The organism is Streptomyces sp. UW30, assembly GCF_008042075.1.
Taxonomy (GTDB): Bacteria; Actinomycetota; Actinomycetes; order Streptomycetales; family Streptomycetaceae; genus Streptomyces.
Window position 1 is genome coordinate 986,147 of the sequence record NZ_RDBN01000005.1, and the last position, 16,672, is coordinate 1,002,818.

Sequence of the window (16,672 nt, forward strand, 5' to 3'; positions counted from 1 at the left end):
TTCATCAGGTAGCGTCGAAGGTATGAGGACTCCGCTCTTCCGGGGCCTCATGCGCTCGCTGATCGTGCCGGTCGCCGCCGCAGTGGCGGTGCTCACGGCAGGCGCGACCGGCGCACATGCGGCCACCGACCTTTCGAAGGTCGCCGAGGCGCTGCGCGACGGGCCCGTGTATGTGGACCCCGCCGCCTCGGACCAGCTCTCGTCGGCGGACGCCGAGGCGCTCGCCAACAAGATCGAGGACGCCGACAAACCGGTCTTCGTCGCTGTCCTCCCGGCCGACCAGCCGACCAAGGACCTCCTGCTGAACCTCCGCACGGAGACCGGCATCACGGGCCTGTACGGCGTCCGCGTCGGCGACCGCTTCGACGCGGCGGCCGACGCCTCGGTGATGTCCCGGCAGGCCGTGGACAACCTGGTCGCCTCGGTACAGAGCGCCGGCGATCCCAAGGCCCAGCTGAACGACTTCGTCGACACGGCGCTGCGCAACGTGCGCGGCACGGCACCGGCCAGTTGGAGCGACGGTGGCGGCGGCTCCGGCGTGGACGCCAGCGGTCTGATCGCCGTCGGCGTGGTGCTGGCGGCGGGCGGCGCGGGAGGGTACGCGCTGGTCCGGCGCAACCGGCGGCGCCACGAGGAGAAGCAGCGGGCGGCGCTGGAGAAGTTGCGGGTCGTGGTCGACGAGGACATCACCGCGTTCGGCGAGGAACTGGAACGCCTGGACTTCCACCCGGCGGAGTCCGGCGCGGACGACGCGATGCGCGCGGACTACGAGCGGGCCCTGGACTCCTACGAACAGGCGAAACGGCTGATGGACTCCGCCCGAAAACCGGAGGACGTCAAGGCGGTCACGCAGGCCCTGAACGACGGCCGGTTCTCCCTCACCGAGCTGGCCGCCCGCCGCGAGCACCGGCCCCTGCCGGAGCGCAGGCCGCCGTGCTTCTTCGACCCGCGCCACGGCCCGTCGGTGGCCGACGAGACCTGGACGCCACCGGGCGGCACCAGCCGCGAGGTCCCGGTCTGCGCGGCCGACCGCACCCGGCTGTCCGAGGGCCGCGACCCCGTGGTCCGCGAGGTCGACACGGAGCAGGGCCGCCGCCCGTACTGGGAGGCAGGCCCCGCCTACGGCCCCTGGGCCGGCGGCTACTTCGGCGGCGGCCTCCTGCCCGGGCTGCTCGTCGGCACGATGCTGGGCTCCCTGATGGCCACCCCGTCCTACGGGGCCGACTACGGCGCGGGCTACGGCTACGGCGGTGGTGGCTACGAGGGCGGTGACATGTCCGGCGCGGACTTCAACAGCGGCGACTTCGGCGGTGGTTTCGGCGGCGGGGACTTCGGTGGGGGAGGAGGGTTCGACGGCGGCGGCTTCTGAACCCCGCTCCTGCACACGAACACGAACACGAACACGGACACGGGCCCGGCGTCCGAGGACACCGGGCCCGCTGGTGCGGCACTTCGAGGGTGCCGAGGGATCAAGGTTGCCGGGAGGTCAGAGAGACGACGCGGCGGACGCGATCGCGGAGGCGAAGGTGGAGACCTCCGTGTAGACGCCGGGGGCGTTCGGGCGGGCGCAGCCTATGCCCCAGCTGACGATGCCGACCTGGATCCACTGGTTGGCGCTGTCACGGCGGAACATCGGGCCGCCGGAGTCGCCCTGGCAGGTGTCGACGCCGCCCTGCGGGAGGCCGGCGCAGATCTCCTCGTTCGCGATGAGGCCGCTGTAGCCGCTGTAGGAACGGCACTGGGCGTCGGTGACGAACGGCACGTTGGCCTTGAGCATGTAGCGCTGCTGGCCGCCGCCCTCGGTGGCCGCGCCCCAGCCGGCGACGGTGAAGGTGCCGGTGTTGTACTGCGCGGTCGTGGCGATCTTCAGCGTCGGCAGGTTGATCGGCTGGGCGAGCTTGATGAGCGCCCAGTCCTTGCCGTCGCCGTTGTAGCCGGGGGCCCGGTACACGTACGTGGAGCGGACCTGCACCCGGCCGCTGGTGGACTGGAGGTCCACGACGCCGGCGGTGGCGGTGATGGAGGTGTTGGCGCCGGTCGCGCCCACACAGTGCGCGGCGGTGAGCACGATCTGCTGGGTGTAGAGCGCGCCGCCACAGCCCATCGAGAGCCGGACCATGAACGGGAACTCGCCCTGCGTGGCACGGGTTCCGCCGACGACACGCGAGTCGGCGGCCTGCGCGGCCGAGACGGGCTGAAGGCTGACGATCGCGAGAGCGGCGGCGCCGAGGGCCGCGCATCTCTTGAGCGCGGTGAGGAGCTTCTTCAACGTGATGCCTTCCGTGGGGGGTTGGACATACGAACGTTCAGAGCGCTGAAATGTCGGGAGCATGCCAAGCGGGGGGAGTGAGCTTCTGCTGGCATGCGCCGGTCAATTCTGTTGCTGGATTATCGGAACCCTGTGAGCGCCACCACAAGGGGCAAAATCCGGCCACGCGCGTATTCAGGCCTGGGTCGGCCCGCCCCGGAACCGCCGTGCGTACCGCTCCCCGGCGGCGTGCCACCAGCCGGGCGGGGAGGGGTCGTTGACGACGGAGGTCGGCTGCCGCAACCCGAAGTCGAAGTAGAAAACGGCACGTCGAACGGCCGTCCGGTGGCGGAGTGAGCCCGGAAGCGGAAGTGAGCGCTGATCAGGCCGACATCACGAGCAGCCACCGGAGAGCCGGTGGCCGGAGTCTGGAGGCCTCGGGGCTGGACACGCGGGCAGGCCATGCGGGTCCCGCAGAGCGCGGCCCCCGGATTTCCGCCGGGGAGGGCCGCCCGCGCGCTGCACGAGGACGACGGCGGCGAGACCGACGGCCAGTCCGAGGGCGGTCTGCACACCGAACGGCTCCCCGAACATCAGCGCCCCCCAGACCGCCGTGACCGGAGCCATGAGAAACATCAGCGCGTTGACCTTGGTCACCCCGGAGCGGCGCAGGATGATCCAGTACAGCCCGTACCCGCCGAAGGTGGACAGGACGACGAGCCAGACGACCGCCGCCCAGAAGCCGGCCTCGGCGGGCGGCCCGGCCGCTCCGGCGCTCACGGCGAACACCGTGAACAGCACCGCGCTGGTGGCGCAGTGGACGGTCAGCGCCACCCCGGGCGCGACCGGCGTACGGGACCGGCTCTCCAGGAACGTGGCCGCCACCAGTGAGAGCATGCCGAGGAACGGGACGAGGTAGGCCCACGCGGCGACGCCGGTCGCGGCCATGGCGTCCGCCGTGGTGACCAGGGCGACGCCGCCCACCCCCAGGCCGAGGCCCAGCCACTGCCGACGTGAGACGTACTGCCGCAGCAGCGGTCCGGCCAGCGCTCCGGCGACGAGGGGCTGGACACCGTCGATCAGGGCCGTCGTACCGCTGGAGACGCCGAGCTGGATGGCGTAGTAGACGGTGAGCAGATAGCCGCTCTGCGACAGCACACCGATCGCGGCCTGCCGTCCGACGTCCCGCGTGGCGAGCCCCCGCCACGACGCGCGGCCCGCCGTGACGGCGACGACGACCAGGATCGCGGCGAGCGGCAGGAACCGCCACATCAGGATCGTGACCGCGGACGCGCTCCCCGCGCCGAGCTTGGCCCCGATGAACCCGGAACTCCAGCACAGGACGAAGGCGATCGAGAGCAGGGCGTTCACGACACCACATCCAGTAAACAGATCGGTATACCTGGCTCCGATCCCGAGTATACAGATCGGTATACTTTCGGGCATGGGTACAGCACAGAAGCCGCAGCGCATCACGATGACGCGTGCCGGGCGGCGCGTCCTGGAGGCCGCCGAGCGGCTGTTCTACGAGCGCGGCATCCATGCCGTCGGCGTGGACCTCATCGCCGCGGAGGCGGGGGTGACCAAGAAGACCCTCTACGACCGCTTCGGCTCCAAGGAGCGGATCGTCGTGGAGTACCTGGCCGACCGCGACGAACGCTGGAGGGCCTTCCTCGCGCGGTACCTCGACGACCACCTCGACACGGCGGACGCGACGCCGCGGGCGCGCATCCTGGCCGTGTTCGACGCCTCCCGCGCCTGGTCGGCGGAGTACGGCTCCAAGGGGTGCAGCATGGTCAAGGCGCACGCCGAGATCAGCGACCCCGCCCACCCGGCCTTCCCTGTCATCGCCGGGCAGAAGCAGTGGATGCTGGCCCTGTTCACCCGCCTCGCCGCCGACCTGGCCCCACAGGGCGCGGACCGCCTGGGCCGGACCCTGATGCTCCTGCACGAGGGGGCCCTCGTCGCCCACGGCCTGCAGGTCTTCCCGGACCCCATCGCGCACGCCCGCGACCAGGCAGAAGCTCTCCTGCGGGAGGAGCACTCCATGTGAGCGGTCAAGGTCTCCCACCTAGACTGAAGGCGGCACGGGGGAGGGACGCCGACCCAGGAGGACGCGATGTTCCGGCACACCCGTCTGCCAGGGGAATCCGCCGAATACCTCGCAGCCCGCGAGGAACTGCGCCTCGCCGAGATCGAGCTGATGCACCGGCGCGAGGAGGTCGCCGCCCGGCGGCGCGCGCTCCCGCCAGGGCCGCCGCTCGACGACTACGTCTTCCTGGAGGGCCCCGCCGACCTCGATTCGGGCGACGAACCGGTCCGCGAGGTGCGGTTGAGCGAGCTCTTCACCGCCCCCGAAACCACGCCCGAACGACCGCTGATCATGTACCAGTTCATGTACGGCAAGGCCCAGACCGACCCCTGTCCGATGTGCACCCTGTGGATCGACGGCTTCAGCAACAGCGCCCACCACGTCACCCGCAACGCCGACTTCGTCATCGCGGCGGCGGCGGACCCGCCCGTCCTGCGGACGTACGCCCGCAGCCGTGGCTGGCACCGGCTGCGGCTGCTGAGCTGCGGCGACAGCACGTTCAAGTACGACACCGGCAGCGAGGACAAGGACGGCGGACAGGACTCCACCGTCTCCGTGTTCACCCGCGACGGCGACGGCACGGTCCGCCACTTCTACTCGGCACACCCCCGCATGTCCCCCGAGATCGGCGAGCGGGGCATCGACGTGCTGGCCCCCGTCTGGCACTTCCTCGACCTGACTCCGCAGGGGCGCGGCGACTGGTACCCGAGCGTCGACTACTGATCCGGGGGACCCTGCCGACAGCGGACGGTTTCTGACCTAATTCGCCCTTACGTTGTGCGTCATGAGCCCCCACCCCGAGCCGGAATCCCGCGCCTTCGCGTCCGCCGAGGCCCTCGACGCCTGGCTGGCCGACCACCCGGCCCCGCACCCCGGCCTCTGGATCAAGGTCGCCAAGAAGGACTCCGGCATCCCCTCCGTCACCGCCGCCGAGGTCAACGACGTGGCCCTGTGCCACGGCTGGATCACGGGACAGCGCAAGGGGCTCGACGCGTCGTACTACGTCCAGCGGATCACTCCGCGCCGGCCCGGCAGCCTCTGGTCCATGGTCAATGTGCGGCGGGTGGCGGAACTGGCCGCCGAGGGGCGTATGCGTCCCGCGGGCCTCGCCGAAGTGGACGCGGCCAAGGCGGACGGGCGGTGGGAGGGGGCGTACGAGTCGCAGCGCGAGGCGGAGGTCCCGGCGGAGCTGACCGCGGCGCTTCAGGAGGATCCCGGCGCGAAGGCGGCGTTCGAGAAGCTCGGCAGGACCGATCGCTACCAGCTCATGCTCGGCCTCCTGCGGGCCAGGACCCCGCGCGGCCGGGCGACTCAAGTCGCCGCGATCCTCCGGGAACTGACGAAGCGCCGGTGAGCGGTTCGCTCGCCGGCGCTTGGTGGAGAAACGTCAGGCGTTCTTGATCGCCGAGATGTCGAAGTTCAGCTTGATCTTGTCGGAGACCAGCACGCCGCCCGTCTCCAGCGCGGCGTTCCAGGTCAGACCCCACTCGGAGCGCAGGATCTCGGCCTTGCCCTCGAAGCCCACGCGCTCGTTGCCGAACGGGTCCTTCGCGGCGCCGTTGAACTCCAGGTCGATGGTGATCGGCCGGGTCGTGCCGAGGATCTCCAGGTCGCCGGTGATGCGGTAGTCGTCACCGCCGAGCGCCTCCGCCTTGGTGGACCGGAAGGTCATCACCGGGAACTCGTCGATCTTGAAGAAGTCCGCGCTCTTGAGGTGTCCGTCGCGGTCCGCGGAGCCGGTGTCGATGCTGTCCATCTTGATGTCGAGGGACGCCGTGGACGCCGACGGGTCGCTGCCGTCCAGGTGCAGGGAGCCGCTGAAGTCGAGGAATTTGCCCTTGACGTTCGTGACCATGGCGTGCCGCGCGACGAAGCCGAGGGTCGAGTGGGACGGGTCGATCGTGTAGTCGCCGGTCAGCGCGGCCAGGTCCGGGTTGACGGCGGCGGCAGCGGTCCGGGTACCGGCGTCGGTCGTGTCCTTGCGGTTGAAGATGCCCATGACGTACTCCTCGGGAGGTGATGTTGAATGTTGAACTACACAACGCGGCCCACCGTAGACCTATTCCGTTCAGCGTTCAACATCTTCCGGCCGTGTCTGTGGAGTTACTCGCCGTCACGTGATAGGGCATGGACATGACCCCCACGCGCCGTGCCTTCTTGTACGCCGCCGCCCTCGCCGCGACCTTCGCCCAGGCCCCTGGAACCCCGGCCCACGCGGCGGACGCCGACCCCGACCAGGACCCGTACGCCACCCTCCGCCGCCGCTGGCTCGACATCGCCCTCGGCACCGGCTACGACCCGGCGACGGAGCCGTACGCCTCCCGGCTCGCCGAAACCGGCACCCTGGCCCGCGGCTTCCGGGCGACCATGACCCCCACCGCGACCTCCCTCTGGCCCGGCCACCCCTTCGACCCGCCGGCCGGCATCACCCAGAGCTACAGCCGCCTGTGGACCATGACCCAGGCCTACGTCCAGCAGGGCACCGGCTCCACCGCCGACCCGGCGCTCCTCGCCGACGTCCTGCGCGGCCTCGACCACCTCTCCGCCACCGTCTACAACCCCGCCACCACCCGCTACGGCAACTGGTGGGAATGGCAGATCGGCAGCCCCCGCCTACTGACGGACATCACGGCCGCCCTCTACGACCACCTCACCGACGCCCGGATCGGCGCCGCCTGTGCGGCCGTCGACCACTTCATCCCGGACGCGACGCTCACCGACTACTCCGGCACCTCCACCGGCGCCAACCGCGTCGACCTCTGCCGCAGCGTCGCCCTGCGCGGCATCCTCGGCCGGTCCCCGGCGAAGATCGCGCTCGCCCGGGACGCGCTCTCCCCGGTCTTCCCGTACGTCACCAAGGGCGACGGCCTCTACGCCGACGGCTCCTTCGTCCAGCACACCTGGGTCGCGTACTCGGGGACGTACGGGCAGGTGATGCTCGACGGACTCGGCCGGCTGTTCGCGCTCCTCGCCGGCTCCGAATGGGAGGTGACCGACCCGAACCGTCAGATCGTCCTCGACAGCGTCGAGCGTGCCTACGCACCCCTCATCCACGACGGGTTGGTGATGGACGGGGTCAACGGCCGTGCCATCAGCCGGGGTTACCTCAAGAGCGACGACCGGCAGGTCATGCGCAGCGACCACTACCACGGGCAGGCGATCATCGCCGCCGTCGCCCTGCTCGCGGGCGGCGCGAGCGCGGCGGAGAGGGAGCGCTGGTACGGCCGCATCAAGGGATGGATCGAACGCGACACGACCGCACCGATCCTGACGGCGCGTCAGTTGGACGTGGCCGACCTCGCCCGACTGCACACCGTCGCCGAGTCACCGGTCCCCGCGATGCCCGAACCCACCGGCCACCACCTCTTCGCCGCCATGGACCGGGCGGTGCATCGCCGCCCGCGCTTCGTCGCGAACATCGCCATGGCCAGCGACCGCATCGCCCACTACGAGTGCGGCAACGGCGAGAACCCACGTGGCTGGCACACCGGCGCCGGGATGCTCTCCTGGTGGGCGGACGGCCTCGGCGGCCGGTCCGATCAGTACACGGACTGGTACTGGCCGACGGTCGACTGGTACCGCCTCCCCGGCACGACCGTCTCCACCCTCCGGCTCCCCGACCGGGCGGGCGGCGAATGGGGCGCGCCCAAGCCCGACGTGCGGTGGGTCGGCGGCACGACCGACGGCGAGTACGCGGCGATCGGGCAGCATCTGAAGGGACTGGGGTCGACGCTCCAGGCCCGTAAGTCGTGGTTCTGCGTCGAGGACGCGGTGATCTGCCTCGGCGCCGGGATCACCAGCGCGGACGGCGTCCCCGTCGAGACGGTCGTCGACAACCGCAACCTGGGGGAGGGCGCCGCCCTCGCCCTCGTACGCGGCCGGGGCTGGGCCCATCTGGAGGGCCACGGCGGCTGGGTGGTGCCGTACGGCGAACTGCGCACCCTGCGCGAGGACCGCACCGGCGCCTGGGCCGACATCAACACCACCAGCACGACCGAGCGCCGCACCCGCCGCTGGCAGACCCTGTGGCTGGATCACGGCACGGACCCGACGGACGCGACCTACGTCTATCTGCTCATGCCCGGCGCGGACCGCCGTGCGGTGGCCGCCCGTGCCGCCGACCAGGGGTGGCTGCAGGTCCTCGCCAACGACAGCGGGTGCCAGGCGGTGCGCGTCCCCTCCCTGGGGTTCACGGCCGCCAACTTCTGGCGGCCGGGCACAGCGGGCCAGCTCACCGCCTCCGCCGGCGCGAGTGTGCTGCTCCGACGCCGGGGTCGTACCGCTACGCTCTGCGTGAGCGAGCCGCCGCGCACCGGTGAGCCGGTGGAGATCATCTGGGACCACCCCGTGCGACGGGTCCTGCGGGCCGACGACTCGGTCGAGATCCTCGCGACAGGACGCCGACTGAGGGTCCGTGTCACTCCGGGGATGGTATGCGCGACCCATCGATGTGAGGTGGCTCTCGCCTGACGCCTTTGTGCGACCCCCACAACCCGCAGGCCCTCTGACCAGTCGGAAGGGCTGCATGCGGTGATGGTTCTGTTCAGGGGTACCAGGAAATGGGTCCGGAGACTGTACGGAGTCAACGGCTCGCTTTTGTCGGTGTCCTTCGTAAGGTCGCTACATGACCGTTTTGGATGAGGCACCGGGTGAGCCGATCGACGCCCGCGGGCGGACGGCCGAGCTGCACGAGATCCGTGCGCAGGCGCTGGCCGGCCCGAGCGAGAAGGCGACCGCGGCGCAGCACGCCAAGGGCAAGCTGACCGCCCGGGAGCGCATCGAGCTGCTCCTGGACCCGGGTTCCTTCCGGGAGGTCGAGCAGCTGCGCCGGCACCGGGCCCAGGGGTTCGGCCTGGAGGCCAAGAAGCCGTACACCGACGGTGTCATCACCGGCTGGGGCACGGTGGAGGGCCGCACGGTCTTCGTGTACGCGCACGACTTCCGGATCTTCGGCGGCGCGCTGGGCGAGGCCCACGCCACGAAGATCCACAAGATCATGGACATGGCCATCGCGGCCGGTGCTCCGCTGGTCTCCCTCAACGACGGCGCGGGCGCCCGTATCCAGGAGGGCGTCTCGGCCCTCGCCGGCTACGGCGGCATCTTCCAGCGCAACACCAAGGCGTCGGGCGTCATCCCGCAGATCAGCGTGATGCTCGGTCCGTGCGCGGGTGGCGCGGCCTACAGCCCCGCCCTCACCGACTTCGTGTTCATGGTCCGCGAGACCTCGCAGATGTTCATCACCGGCCCGGACGTGGTGAAGGCCGTGACCGGCGAGGAGATCACCCAGAACGGCCTGGGCGGCGCGGACGTCCACGCCGAGACCTCCGGTGTCTGCCACTTCGCGTACGACGACGAGGAGACGTGCATCGCCGAGGTGCGCTACCTGCTGTCGATGCTCCCGCAGAACAACCGCGAGAACCCGCCCCGGGCCGAGTCCACGGACGCGCCCGACCGCCGCAGCGAGGTGCTCCTCGACCTGGTCCCGGCGGACGGCAACCGGCCGTACGACATGGCCAAGGTCATCGAGGAGATCGTCGACGACGGCGAGTACCTGGAGGTCCACGAGCGCTGGGCGCGCAACATCATCTGCGCGCTGGCCCGGCTCGACGGCCAGGTGGTCGGCATCGTGGCCAACCAGCCGCAGTCCCTCGCCGGCGTTCTGGACATCGAGGCGTCGGAAAAAGCTGCGCGCTTTGTCCAGATGTGTGACGCTTTTAACATCCCGATCGTCACTTTCCTGGACGTCCCCGGGTTCCTTCCGGGCGTCGACCAGGAGCACGGCGGAATCATCCGCCACGGAGCGAAGCTGCTCTACGCCTACTGCAACGCGACCGTCCCGCGGATCTCGCTGATCCTGCGCAAGGCATACGGAGGTGCGTACATCGTCATGGACAGCCAGTCCATCGGTGCGGACCTCACCTACGCCTGGCCGACGAACGAGATCGCCGTGATGGGCGCGGAGGGCGCGGCCAACGTCATCTTCCGCCGGCAGATCGCCGAGGCCGAGGACCCCGAGGTCATGCGGGCGCGCATGGTCAAGGAGTACAAGTCCGAGCTCATGCACCCCTACTACGCGGCCGAGCGCGGTCTGGTCGACGACGTGATCGACCCCGCCGAGACGCGCGAAGTACTCGTCAAGTCCCTGGCGATGCTGCACACCAAGCACGCCGATCTGCCGTCCCGCAAGCACGGCAACCCCCCGCAGTAACCCACCGGTACCGCTGCGGAAACTTCTCTCACGGAGACTGACACCCATGAACCTCCCTGATATCCGCGTCGAGAAGGGCCACGCCGAGCCCGAGGAAGTCGCCGCCATCACGGCGATCCTCCTGGCCCGCGCCGCCGCCCAGCCGACGCCCGCGCCGACCCACCGCGGCCGCGCGAAGGCCGGCTGGCGCCGCCTGGAGCGCGAGCCCGGCTTCCGGGCGCCGCACAGCTGGCGCTGAGTTCCTGAGTTCGGCCACGGCCCCGTGCTCCTTCGGGAGGGCGGGGCCGTGGTGTGTGTCCAGCCGACCGTGACCTCCACGCCGGGGAAGTTCAGCGCGCGTTCCAGTCCGTCAGCTCGCCCGTGAAGGCGCCGCGGGCCCTCGGTGTCCCTCGGTCTCCCCGTCGCTCATGTCGGCCCGCAGACGGGGCCGTCCAGGCTCTCGCTGACCAGTTCCAGACAGCGCCGCCGGAACACCGTGTCCTGATCCGTGCCGTCCGGCGCGAACAGGGGGCGGTCCGGGAGCCGTTCGAGGATGCGGGCCACCTCACCGCCCAGCGTGGACGTCCGCACCAGCAGCTCCGCCGCCGCCCGCTCCTCGAATACCGGCAGGCTGCGCACGATCCGGACGTAGCACTCCACGCACTCGGTGAACAGCCGCTCGTACAGGCTGCTTTCGGCCTCGCAAGGACCCACCGGCACGCTCCAGGGAAGGCTCCAGACGGTCCGACACCGCGTCGGCGATCTGCTCGAACTGCCGCTTCACACTCCGCGAGAACTTCACCCCGGGCATCCGCACCCGGGCCGGCTCCTCCAGGGACAGATGGCGCAAACGACTTACGGCCCCCATCCCTCCCACAGGAGGAACGAGGGCCGCAACCGAAGCGTGCCGGAGAGGCGGGCCGCTAGCGCAGGCGGGCCATCAGGGCGTGCTCGACCAGGGTGATCAGCGCCGACTTGGCGTCCGCGCGGTGGCGGGCGTCCGTCGTGATGATCGGGGTGTCGGGGCCGATCTGCAGGGCCTCGCGCACCTCGTCCGGGTTGTACGGCTGGTTGCCGTCGAAGCCGTTGAGGGCGATGACGAAGGGGAGACCCGAGTTCTCGAAGTAGTCGACCGCGGGGAAGCAGTCCGCGAGACGGCGGGTGTCCACGAGCACGATCGCGCCGATCGCGCCGCGCACCAGGTCGTCCCACATGAACCAGAAGCGGTCCTGGCCGGGCGTACCGAAGAGGTACAGGATCAGGTCCTGGTCCAGGGTGATACGGCCGAAGTCCATGGCGACCGTGGTGGTCGTCTTGTCCCCGGTGTGGGTGAGGTCGTCGATGCCCGCCGAAGCTGACGTCATCACGGCCTCTGTGCGCAGCGGGTTGATCTCCGAGACGGCGCCGACGAACGTGGTCTTGCCCACGCCGAAGCCGCCCGCCACCACGATCTTCGCGGACGTGGTGGAGCGGGAAGGACCGCCGCTAGAGCTTGCGAAGTCCACTGAGCACCCTTTCGAGCAGTGTCACGTCTGGCTGGCCGCCGGCGTTCTCGTCGCCGCCGGGCTGATGGATCGCGACCAGTCCCGCCTCCGCCAAGTCGGCGACGAGGATCCTGGCCACGCCGAGAGGGATCGTCAGCAGGGCCGAGACCTCGGCGACCGACTTGATCTCACGGCAGAGGTTGCAGATGCGCTGATGCTCGGGCAGTTGGCCCTGCATCTGATGCGGCTGCGCGGTGGTGTGCACCAGTGCCTCGATGGCGAGCTGGTAGCGCGGGCGCGTCCGGCCGCCGGTCATGGCGTACGGGCGCACCAGGGGGTTGTTCGACGCCCCTGCGGGCGCCGGCTCAGGGGTGCGTCGCTGCGGCTGCACCGGCTGAATACGCGGGGCCGGCGGCTGGTCGTACGGCGAGGGCCCGGGGCCCTGCGGCATGTACGGCTGCCGCTGGCTCGGCGTGGAGGGGAAGTTGTACCGGTTCTGGGAACCGTCGTTCTGGCCCTGGGCAGGGCCGTACGACCAGTTGCCCGATGACGAACCGTCTGGGGGTGTTGCCACTTTCTCTCCTCCTCCGACTGTGCCTGGCACCCATCATGTGGAGCCGCGTCCCGAAACCTTACGGCCACGGGACGCCAAAACGCACCGCTGTCTGTTAGTTGAGCAGGCTCCCTTGGAGCTCCGCACGCAGATCCGGGGTCAGGACCGTACCGGCACGGTCGACCAGAAGCGCCATCTCGTACCCAATGAGGCCGATGTCCGCCTCGGGATGTGCGAGCACCGCGAGCGACGATCCGTCGGAGATGGACATGAGGAAGAGGAATCCTCGCTCCATCTCCACAACCGTCTGGTTCACGCTCCCGCCCTCGAAGATTCGGGAGGCGCCTGCCGTCAGAGACGTCAGACCGGAGGCGACGGCCGCGAGCTGGTCGGCGCGGTCGCGCGGAAAGCCTTCGGACATCGCCAGAAGGAGTCCGTCGGCGGAGACCACCACCGTGTGCGACACCCCGGGGGTGTTGTCCACGAAGTTGGTGATCAACCAGTTCAGGTTCTGTGCCGCCTGGCTCATCGGGCTCACACTAACGCTCCTGGTTGTAGGTGCTGTCAGGACCGAAGCCCTGGCCGTTCGTTTCACTTCCCGCACTGCGACCCCGCTGGACACCGCGGCGCAGGTTGCTCAGCCTGCCCCGGACGTCCTCGGGAGCGCGGGAGACCTGTGGGCCGCCCTGGGGGGTGGCTGCGGCGGCTCCCTCGACCAGGTTGGCCTTGGGAACCCGCCGGGGCAGGCCGGAGGAGGTGACCCCGCCCGCCTTGGGCTTACGGAGCTGCGAGGCCTGCTGCCAGCGGTCGTCGTTCTGAGAACGCCAGCTGTCGCCGTTGCTGTCCGGTGTGGGGGCCGGCGACTCCTGCCGCGCGGGCCGTGCGCCGTTGGTGCCGTTCGCGAGGGAACCGCGGCGCGGAAGCCCGGCGTCGGTCATCGTGTGGCCGGCGGACGGGGCCGCTCCCGGACGGTCGAAGCCTACGCGGTCGCGCTCACTCGCGTCATCGACCTGCGCGGATTCCGCTTGCGGAGCGTACTGGTCCTGCTGTCCGCCCCGGTAGCCGTCCTGCTGCGGCCAGTCGTCCTGGTGACGCCGCTGCTCGAAGGCCGTGAAGCTCTCCGGAGCGGAGGCACTGGCAGGCGCGGGCTCCTCCTGGGCCGGCTCCGCATAGGAGGGCTCGGGGTAGCCGCCGCCGGACGAGAAGGTGTCGTTGCGCGGCAGGCCGCCGTTCGGCGCGTAGTACGTGTCGTCGTACGCCGGGCGCTGTTCCTCGTAGGACGGCATCTGCGGCTCGTCGTACGCCGCCTGCTGCTGCTCCTCGTACGACTGCTGCCGGTCGTAGCCCTGGGGCTGCTCCGGGAAGCCGTTCTGCCGGTTGTCGTAGGAGGGCTGTGCGGGGAAGTCGTCTGCGTAGGCAGGCAGCTCAGGGGTGTCCTGGCCGTGCGCCTGGGCCTCCAGGGCCGCTCGGCGCTCCTCGCGCATCAGGGAGCGGCCGACGGGGTCCAGGTCGCGCAGGTCGTCCGGGACCTCGGTGTAGCGGCTGTCGTCGAAGCCGAGCTCGGCGGCCGTGCGCATCGGCTGGCCGAAGTTCTCACCCTGGAAGCTCTGCTCCGCCATGATCTGCTCGGGGATGATCTGCGAGACGGTGAACTCGTCCTGGGCCGGCTGGTGGTCGCCGCCACCACCGTGCGTGATCGCGTCCGGCAGCATGACCAGGGAGGTCGTGCCGGCCTGCTCACCGGAGGGGCGCAGCTGGACCCGGATGCCGTGCCGGTCGGACAGCCGGCCGACCACGAACAGGCCCATGCGCTGGGATATCGCGGCGTCGACGGTCGGCGGGTTGGCCAGCTTGTGGTTGATGTCCGCGAAGTCCTCCGCGGTGAGGCCGATGCCCTTGTCGTGGATCTCGATCATGACGCGACCGTCGGGGAGACGGGTGGCCGTCACACGAACCTTGGTCTGCGGGGAGGAGAACGTCGTCGCGTTCTCCAGCAGCTCGGCGAGCAGGTGCACGAGGTCGGTCACGGCGCGGCCGTGGATCTCGGCCTCCGGGACGCCGGAGAGCTCGATGCGCTCGTACTGCTCCACCTCGGAGGAGGCGGCGCGCAGCACGTCGACCAGCGGGACCGGCTGGTCCCAGCGGCGGCCGGGCTCCTCGCCGGCGAGGACCAGGAGGTTCTCGCCGTTGCGGCGCATACGGGTCGCGAGGTGGTCCAGGCGGAAGAGGTTCTCCAGCTGGTCCGGGTCGGCCTCGTTGTTCTCCAGGTCGGTGATCAGGGTCAGCTGGCCCTCGATCAGCGACTGGTTGCGGCGCGACAGGTTGGTGAAGATCGCGTTGATGTTGCCCCGCAGCAGGGCCTGCTCGGCGGCGAGCCGGACGGCCTCGCGGTGGACCTGGTCGAAGGCGCGGGCGACCTCGCCGATCTCGTCCCGGGTGTTGATCGGGATCGGGGCGACGCGGGTGTCCACGCGGCCGGGGTCGGTGCGCGAGAGCTGGTCGACCAGCATCGGCAGACGCTGCTCGGCGATACCGAAGGCGGCGTTGCGCAGCTGGCGCATCGCACGGGACATCTGGCGGGCCACCATGCCGGCCAGGATGAACGCGGCGAGCAGGGCGACCACGACGGCGGCGCCGGTGATCAGGGCGTCGCGCTTGGCGTCGTCCGAGATCGCGGCCGCCTCCTGCACCGCGGTGTCGGCGAGGCCGGTCTCGAGGTCGCGGTAGGCGTTGTACTTGAGGGTGTTGACCGCCCACCAGTTCTCGGCGGTGATGCCCTGCTGGGCCAGCGCGGCGCGCTCGCTCGTGTCAGTGGAGCTCAGCTGGGACAGCGCCCCGACCATCTTGACCGGGTCGGACGGCGGCGGCACGTAGTCGGGGTCCTTCTGCTTGGCCGCCGTGGCCAGCGCGACGCCCTCGGCCTGGATCTCCTTCTTGGCGTCCTCGAGCTTCTGGATGTCCTGCTCGGTGCCACCGCTCGTGTACTCCTGGATGGCGATGCCCTCCAGGTAGGCGTACGAGGAGAGGGCGATGCGCTGCCTGGCCAGGTCCGTGGCCTTGGGGCCCGGCTTGACCAGCATGTGCATACCGATGGAGCGCTCCAGCGAGAGCGCGCCCTTGGTGAGGGAGATGGCGTAGACGGTACGGCCGTAGCTGGTGATGTTGCCGGTGCCGAGACCCAGCTCGTTGGAGAACTCCAGCAGGCGGTGCTCGACCCCGACGTAGCCCTCTTCGGTCTTGACGCCGGTGAGCTTGTCGGTGTAGGCGGCCGCGCGGAGCTCGGTCAGGTCCGGCTCCACCTCGCGGAAGCGCTCCAGACGGCGCTCCAGGTTGGCCCGGTCCGGCATGTTCTGGGCGGCCTCGTCGAAGGCGTCGGCGGCCTTGTCGGTGGCGGCACGCGCCTTGACGACCGTCGGGTCGTCCTCGCCCTTGCCCTGGAGGAGGGGCGCGGCGGTCGTGTCACGCTCGACCAGCAGGGCGTCGCCGTAGGTCAGGGCGGCGGCCACCAGACGCGCGGTGTTCTCCGCGTCCTCGGCCTCCTGCCAGGTGTCGATCGAGCTCTTCACCTGGAAGCCGCCCATGACAAGGCCGACCATCACGGGTATGAGCAGGATCGCGTTCAGCCGGGTCGGCACGCGCCAGTTGCGCGGGGAGAGACGGCCGCCGCTTGGGGCCGGCGGCGCCGTTGGTTCCGATCCGGGCACATGGGCAGGCGCCGCTCCGCGCGGCGGCGGGGTGAAGTTGCCCCGGGCCGACGGCTCGGGACTGCTCTTGCTTCGCCTCACTCGACCAACAACCTTCCGGCGGGGTCGGCACCAACGTTGTGCCGCAGTGTCTCAGAGCCCAGTTCGCCATCGAGTACGTGCTACTGCTGAGTACGTCTTTGACTATTGGGCAGTTCTCGCATTCCAGCACGTCGGCGTGCCCTCTTCCAAACAGTGGAAGGAGCACATTCCGAGTGATGTAAGCCCTAGATAAAACGGTCATAAAGAGCGAGCCCCGTCAAAAGACGGGGCTTTTGTACGCGCAGCGAGACCGCTTGACCGCGACGAGTGGCCGTACCACCCGATTCCTCTGCCGAAACGTTATGAACAACGGAGCCGACCGT

15 protein-coding genes are annotated in these 16,672 nt (G+C 70.2%); 7 read left to right on the forward strand and 8 right to left on the reverse strand.

The window, feature by feature from the left end:
• Positions 1-22: 22 nt before the first annotated feature.
• Entirely contained in the window at positions 23-1,369 is a 1,347-nt protein-coding gene (locus EAO75_RS06190) for a hypothetical protein (protein ID WP_147993958.1), read from the forward strand.
• 117 nt (positions 1,370-1,486) lie between these two features.
• Here the strand turns inward: EAO75_RS06190 and EAO75_RS06195 are convergent, their stop codons facing one another.
• Positions 1,487-2,269 carry a S1 family peptidase gene (locus EAO75_RS06195; RefSeq protein ID WP_147993959.1) on the reverse strand — a complete coding sequence of 261 codons (783 nt, stop codon included), beginning with the start codon at positions 2,267-2,269 and terminating at the stop codon, positions 1,487-1,489.
• Positions 2,270-2,641: 372 nt separating this feature from the next.
• Positions 2,642-3,619, reverse strand: coding sequence for a DMT family transporter (locus EAO75_RS06200; RefSeq protein ID WP_147993960.1), 978 nt, complete (start codon positions 3,617-3,619; stop codon positions 2,642-2,644).
• Positions 3,620-3,692: 73 nt separating this feature from the next.
• On the opposite strand from EAO75_RS06200, the gene EAO75_RS06205 reads away from it, so the two are divergent.
• The 3 genes from EAO75_RS06205 to EAO75_RS06215 all read left to right on the forward strand — a co-directional run bounded on the left by EAO75_RS06205 (position 3,693) and on the right by EAO75_RS06215 (position 5,694).
• Positions 3,693-4,301 carry a TetR/AcrR family transcriptional regulator gene (locus tag EAO75_RS06205; protein ID WP_147993961.1) on the forward strand — a complete coding sequence of 203 codons (609 nt, stop codon included), beginning with the start codon at positions 3,693-3,695 and terminating at the stop codon, positions 4,299-4,301.
• A gap of 66 nt (positions 4,302-4,367) precedes the next feature.
• Positions 4,368-5,063, forward strand: a complete 696-nt coding sequence (locus EAO75_RS06210) for a DUF899 family protein (protein WP_147993962.1) — start codon at positions 4,368-4,370, stop codon at positions 5,061-5,063.
• Between the two features lie 61 nt (positions 5,064-5,124).
• Positions 5,125-5,694, forward strand: coding sequence for a YdeI/OmpD-associated family protein (locus EAO75_RS06215; protein ID WP_147993963.1), 570 nt, complete (start codon positions 5,125-5,127; stop codon positions 5,692-5,694).
• Between the two features lie 33 nt (positions 5,695-5,727).
• Here EAO75_RS06215 and EAO75_RS06220 read toward each other — a convergent pair whose 3' ends face one another.
• Positions 5,728-6,339 (reverse strand): YceI family protein, encoded by a 612-nt coding sequence (locus EAO75_RS06220; protein WP_147993964.1) that lies wholly within the window; start codon positions 6,337-6,339, stop codon positions 5,728-5,730.
• 128 nt (positions 6,340-6,467) lie between these two features.
• Between EAO75_RS06220 and EAO75_RS06225 the strand changes: the two genes are divergently transcribed.
• The 3 genes from EAO75_RS06225 to EAO75_RS06235 all read left to right on the forward strand — a co-directional run bounded on the left by EAO75_RS06225 (position 6,468) and on the right by EAO75_RS06235 (position 10,786).
• Entirely contained in the window at positions 6,468-8,810 is a 2,343-nt protein-coding gene (locus tag EAO75_RS06225; protein WP_410092204.1) for a polysaccharide lyase 8 family protein, read from the forward strand.
• A 154-nt stretch (positions 8,811-8,964) separates the two neighbouring features.
• Positions 8,965-10,548, forward strand: a complete 1,584-nt coding sequence (locus EAO75_RS06230; RefSeq protein WP_147993966.1) for an acyl-CoA carboxylase subunit beta — start codon at positions 8,965-8,967, stop codon at positions 10,546-10,548.
• A 46-nt stretch (positions 10,549-10,594) separates the two neighbouring features.
• The gene (locus tag EAO75_RS06235) at positions 10,595-10,786 is read left to right on the forward strand and encodes an acyl-CoA carboxylase subunit epsilon (protein WP_147993967.1); all 192 of its coding nucleotides are present in this window, start codon (positions 10,595-10,597) and stop codon (positions 10,784-10,786) included.
• 167 nt (positions 10,787-10,953) lie between these two features.
• Here EAO75_RS06235 and EAO75_RS06240 read toward each other — a convergent pair whose 3' ends face one another.
• The 5 genes from EAO75_RS06240 to EAO75_RS06260 form a co-directional block, all read right to left on the reverse strand.
• The gene (locus tag EAO75_RS06240; protein WP_315986988.1) at positions 10,954-11,241 is read right to left on the reverse strand and encodes a hypothetical protein; all 288 of its coding nucleotides are present in this window, start codon (positions 11,239-11,241) and stop codon (positions 10,954-10,956) included.
• A gap of 209 nt (positions 11,242-11,450) precedes the next feature.
• Positions 11,451-12,032 carry a GTP-binding protein gene (locus tag EAO75_RS06245; RefSeq protein ID WP_026248371.1) on the reverse strand — a complete coding sequence of 194 codons (582 nt, stop codon included), beginning with the start codon at positions 12,030-12,032 and terminating at the stop codon, positions 11,451-11,453.
• Positions 12,013-12,585, reverse strand: coding sequence for a DUF742 domain-containing protein (locus EAO75_RS06250; RefSeq protein ID WP_147993968.1), 573 nt, complete (start codon positions 12,583-12,585; stop codon positions 12,013-12,015). The genes EAO75_RS06245 and EAO75_RS06250 overlap by 20 nt, the downstream gene beginning before the upstream one ends.
• A 94-nt stretch (positions 12,586-12,679) precedes the next feature.
• Positions 12,680-13,093, reverse strand: coding sequence for a roadblock/LC7 domain-containing protein (locus tag EAO75_RS06255; protein WP_030948713.1), 414 nt, complete (start codon positions 13,091-13,093; stop codon positions 12,680-12,682).
• Between the two features lie 10 nt (positions 13,094-13,103).
• Positions 13,104-16,349 carry a nitrate- and nitrite sensing domain-containing protein gene (locus tag EAO75_RS06260; protein WP_147993969.1) on the reverse strand — a complete coding sequence of 1,082 codons (3,246 nt, stop codon included), beginning with the start codon at positions 16,347-16,349 and terminating at the stop codon, positions 13,104-13,106.
• Positions 16,350-16,672 lie beyond the last annotated feature (323 nt).

What these genes read in the sequence shown, in the direction of transcription:
- EAO75_RS06235 (WP_147993967.1), top strand. Translation starts at nt 10,595, where the DNA reads ATGAACCTCCCTGATATCCGCGTCGAGAAGGGCCACGCCGAGCCCGAG.
- EAO75_RS06205 (WP_147993961.1), top strand. Translation starts at nt 3,693, where the DNA reads ATGGGTACAGCACAGAAGCCGCAGCGCATCACGATGACGCGTGCCGGG.
- EAO75_RS06220 (WP_147993964.1), bottom strand. Translation starts at nt 6,339, where the DNA reads ATGGGCATCTTCAACCGCAAGGACACGACCGACGCCGGTACCCGGACC.
- EAO75_RS06215 (WP_147993963.1), top strand. Translation starts at nt 5,125, where the DNA reads ATGAGCCCCCACCCCGAGCCGGAATCCCGCGCCTTCGCGTCCGCCGAG.
- EAO75_RS06190 (WP_147993958.1), top strand. Translation starts at nt 23, where the DNA reads ATGAGGACTCCGCTCTTCCGGGGCCTCATGCGCTCGCTGATCGTGCCG.
- EAO75_RS06255 (WP_030948713.1), bottom strand. Translation starts at nt 13,093, where the DNA reads ATGAGCCAGGCGGCACAGAACCTGAACTGGTTGATCACCAACTTCGTG.
- EAO75_RS06230 (WP_147993966.1), top strand. Translation starts at nt 8,965, where the DNA reads ATGACCGTTTTGGATGAGGCACCGGGTGAGCCGATCGACGCCCGCGGG.
- EAO75_RS06210 (WP_147993962.1), top strand. Translation starts at nt 4,368, where the DNA reads ATGTTCCGGCACACCCGTCTGCCAGGGGAATCCGCCGAATACCTCGCA.
- EAO75_RS06225 (WP_410092204.1), top strand. Translation starts at nt 6,468, where the DNA reads ATGGACATGACCCCCACGCGCCGTGCCTTCTTGTACGCCGCCGCCCTC.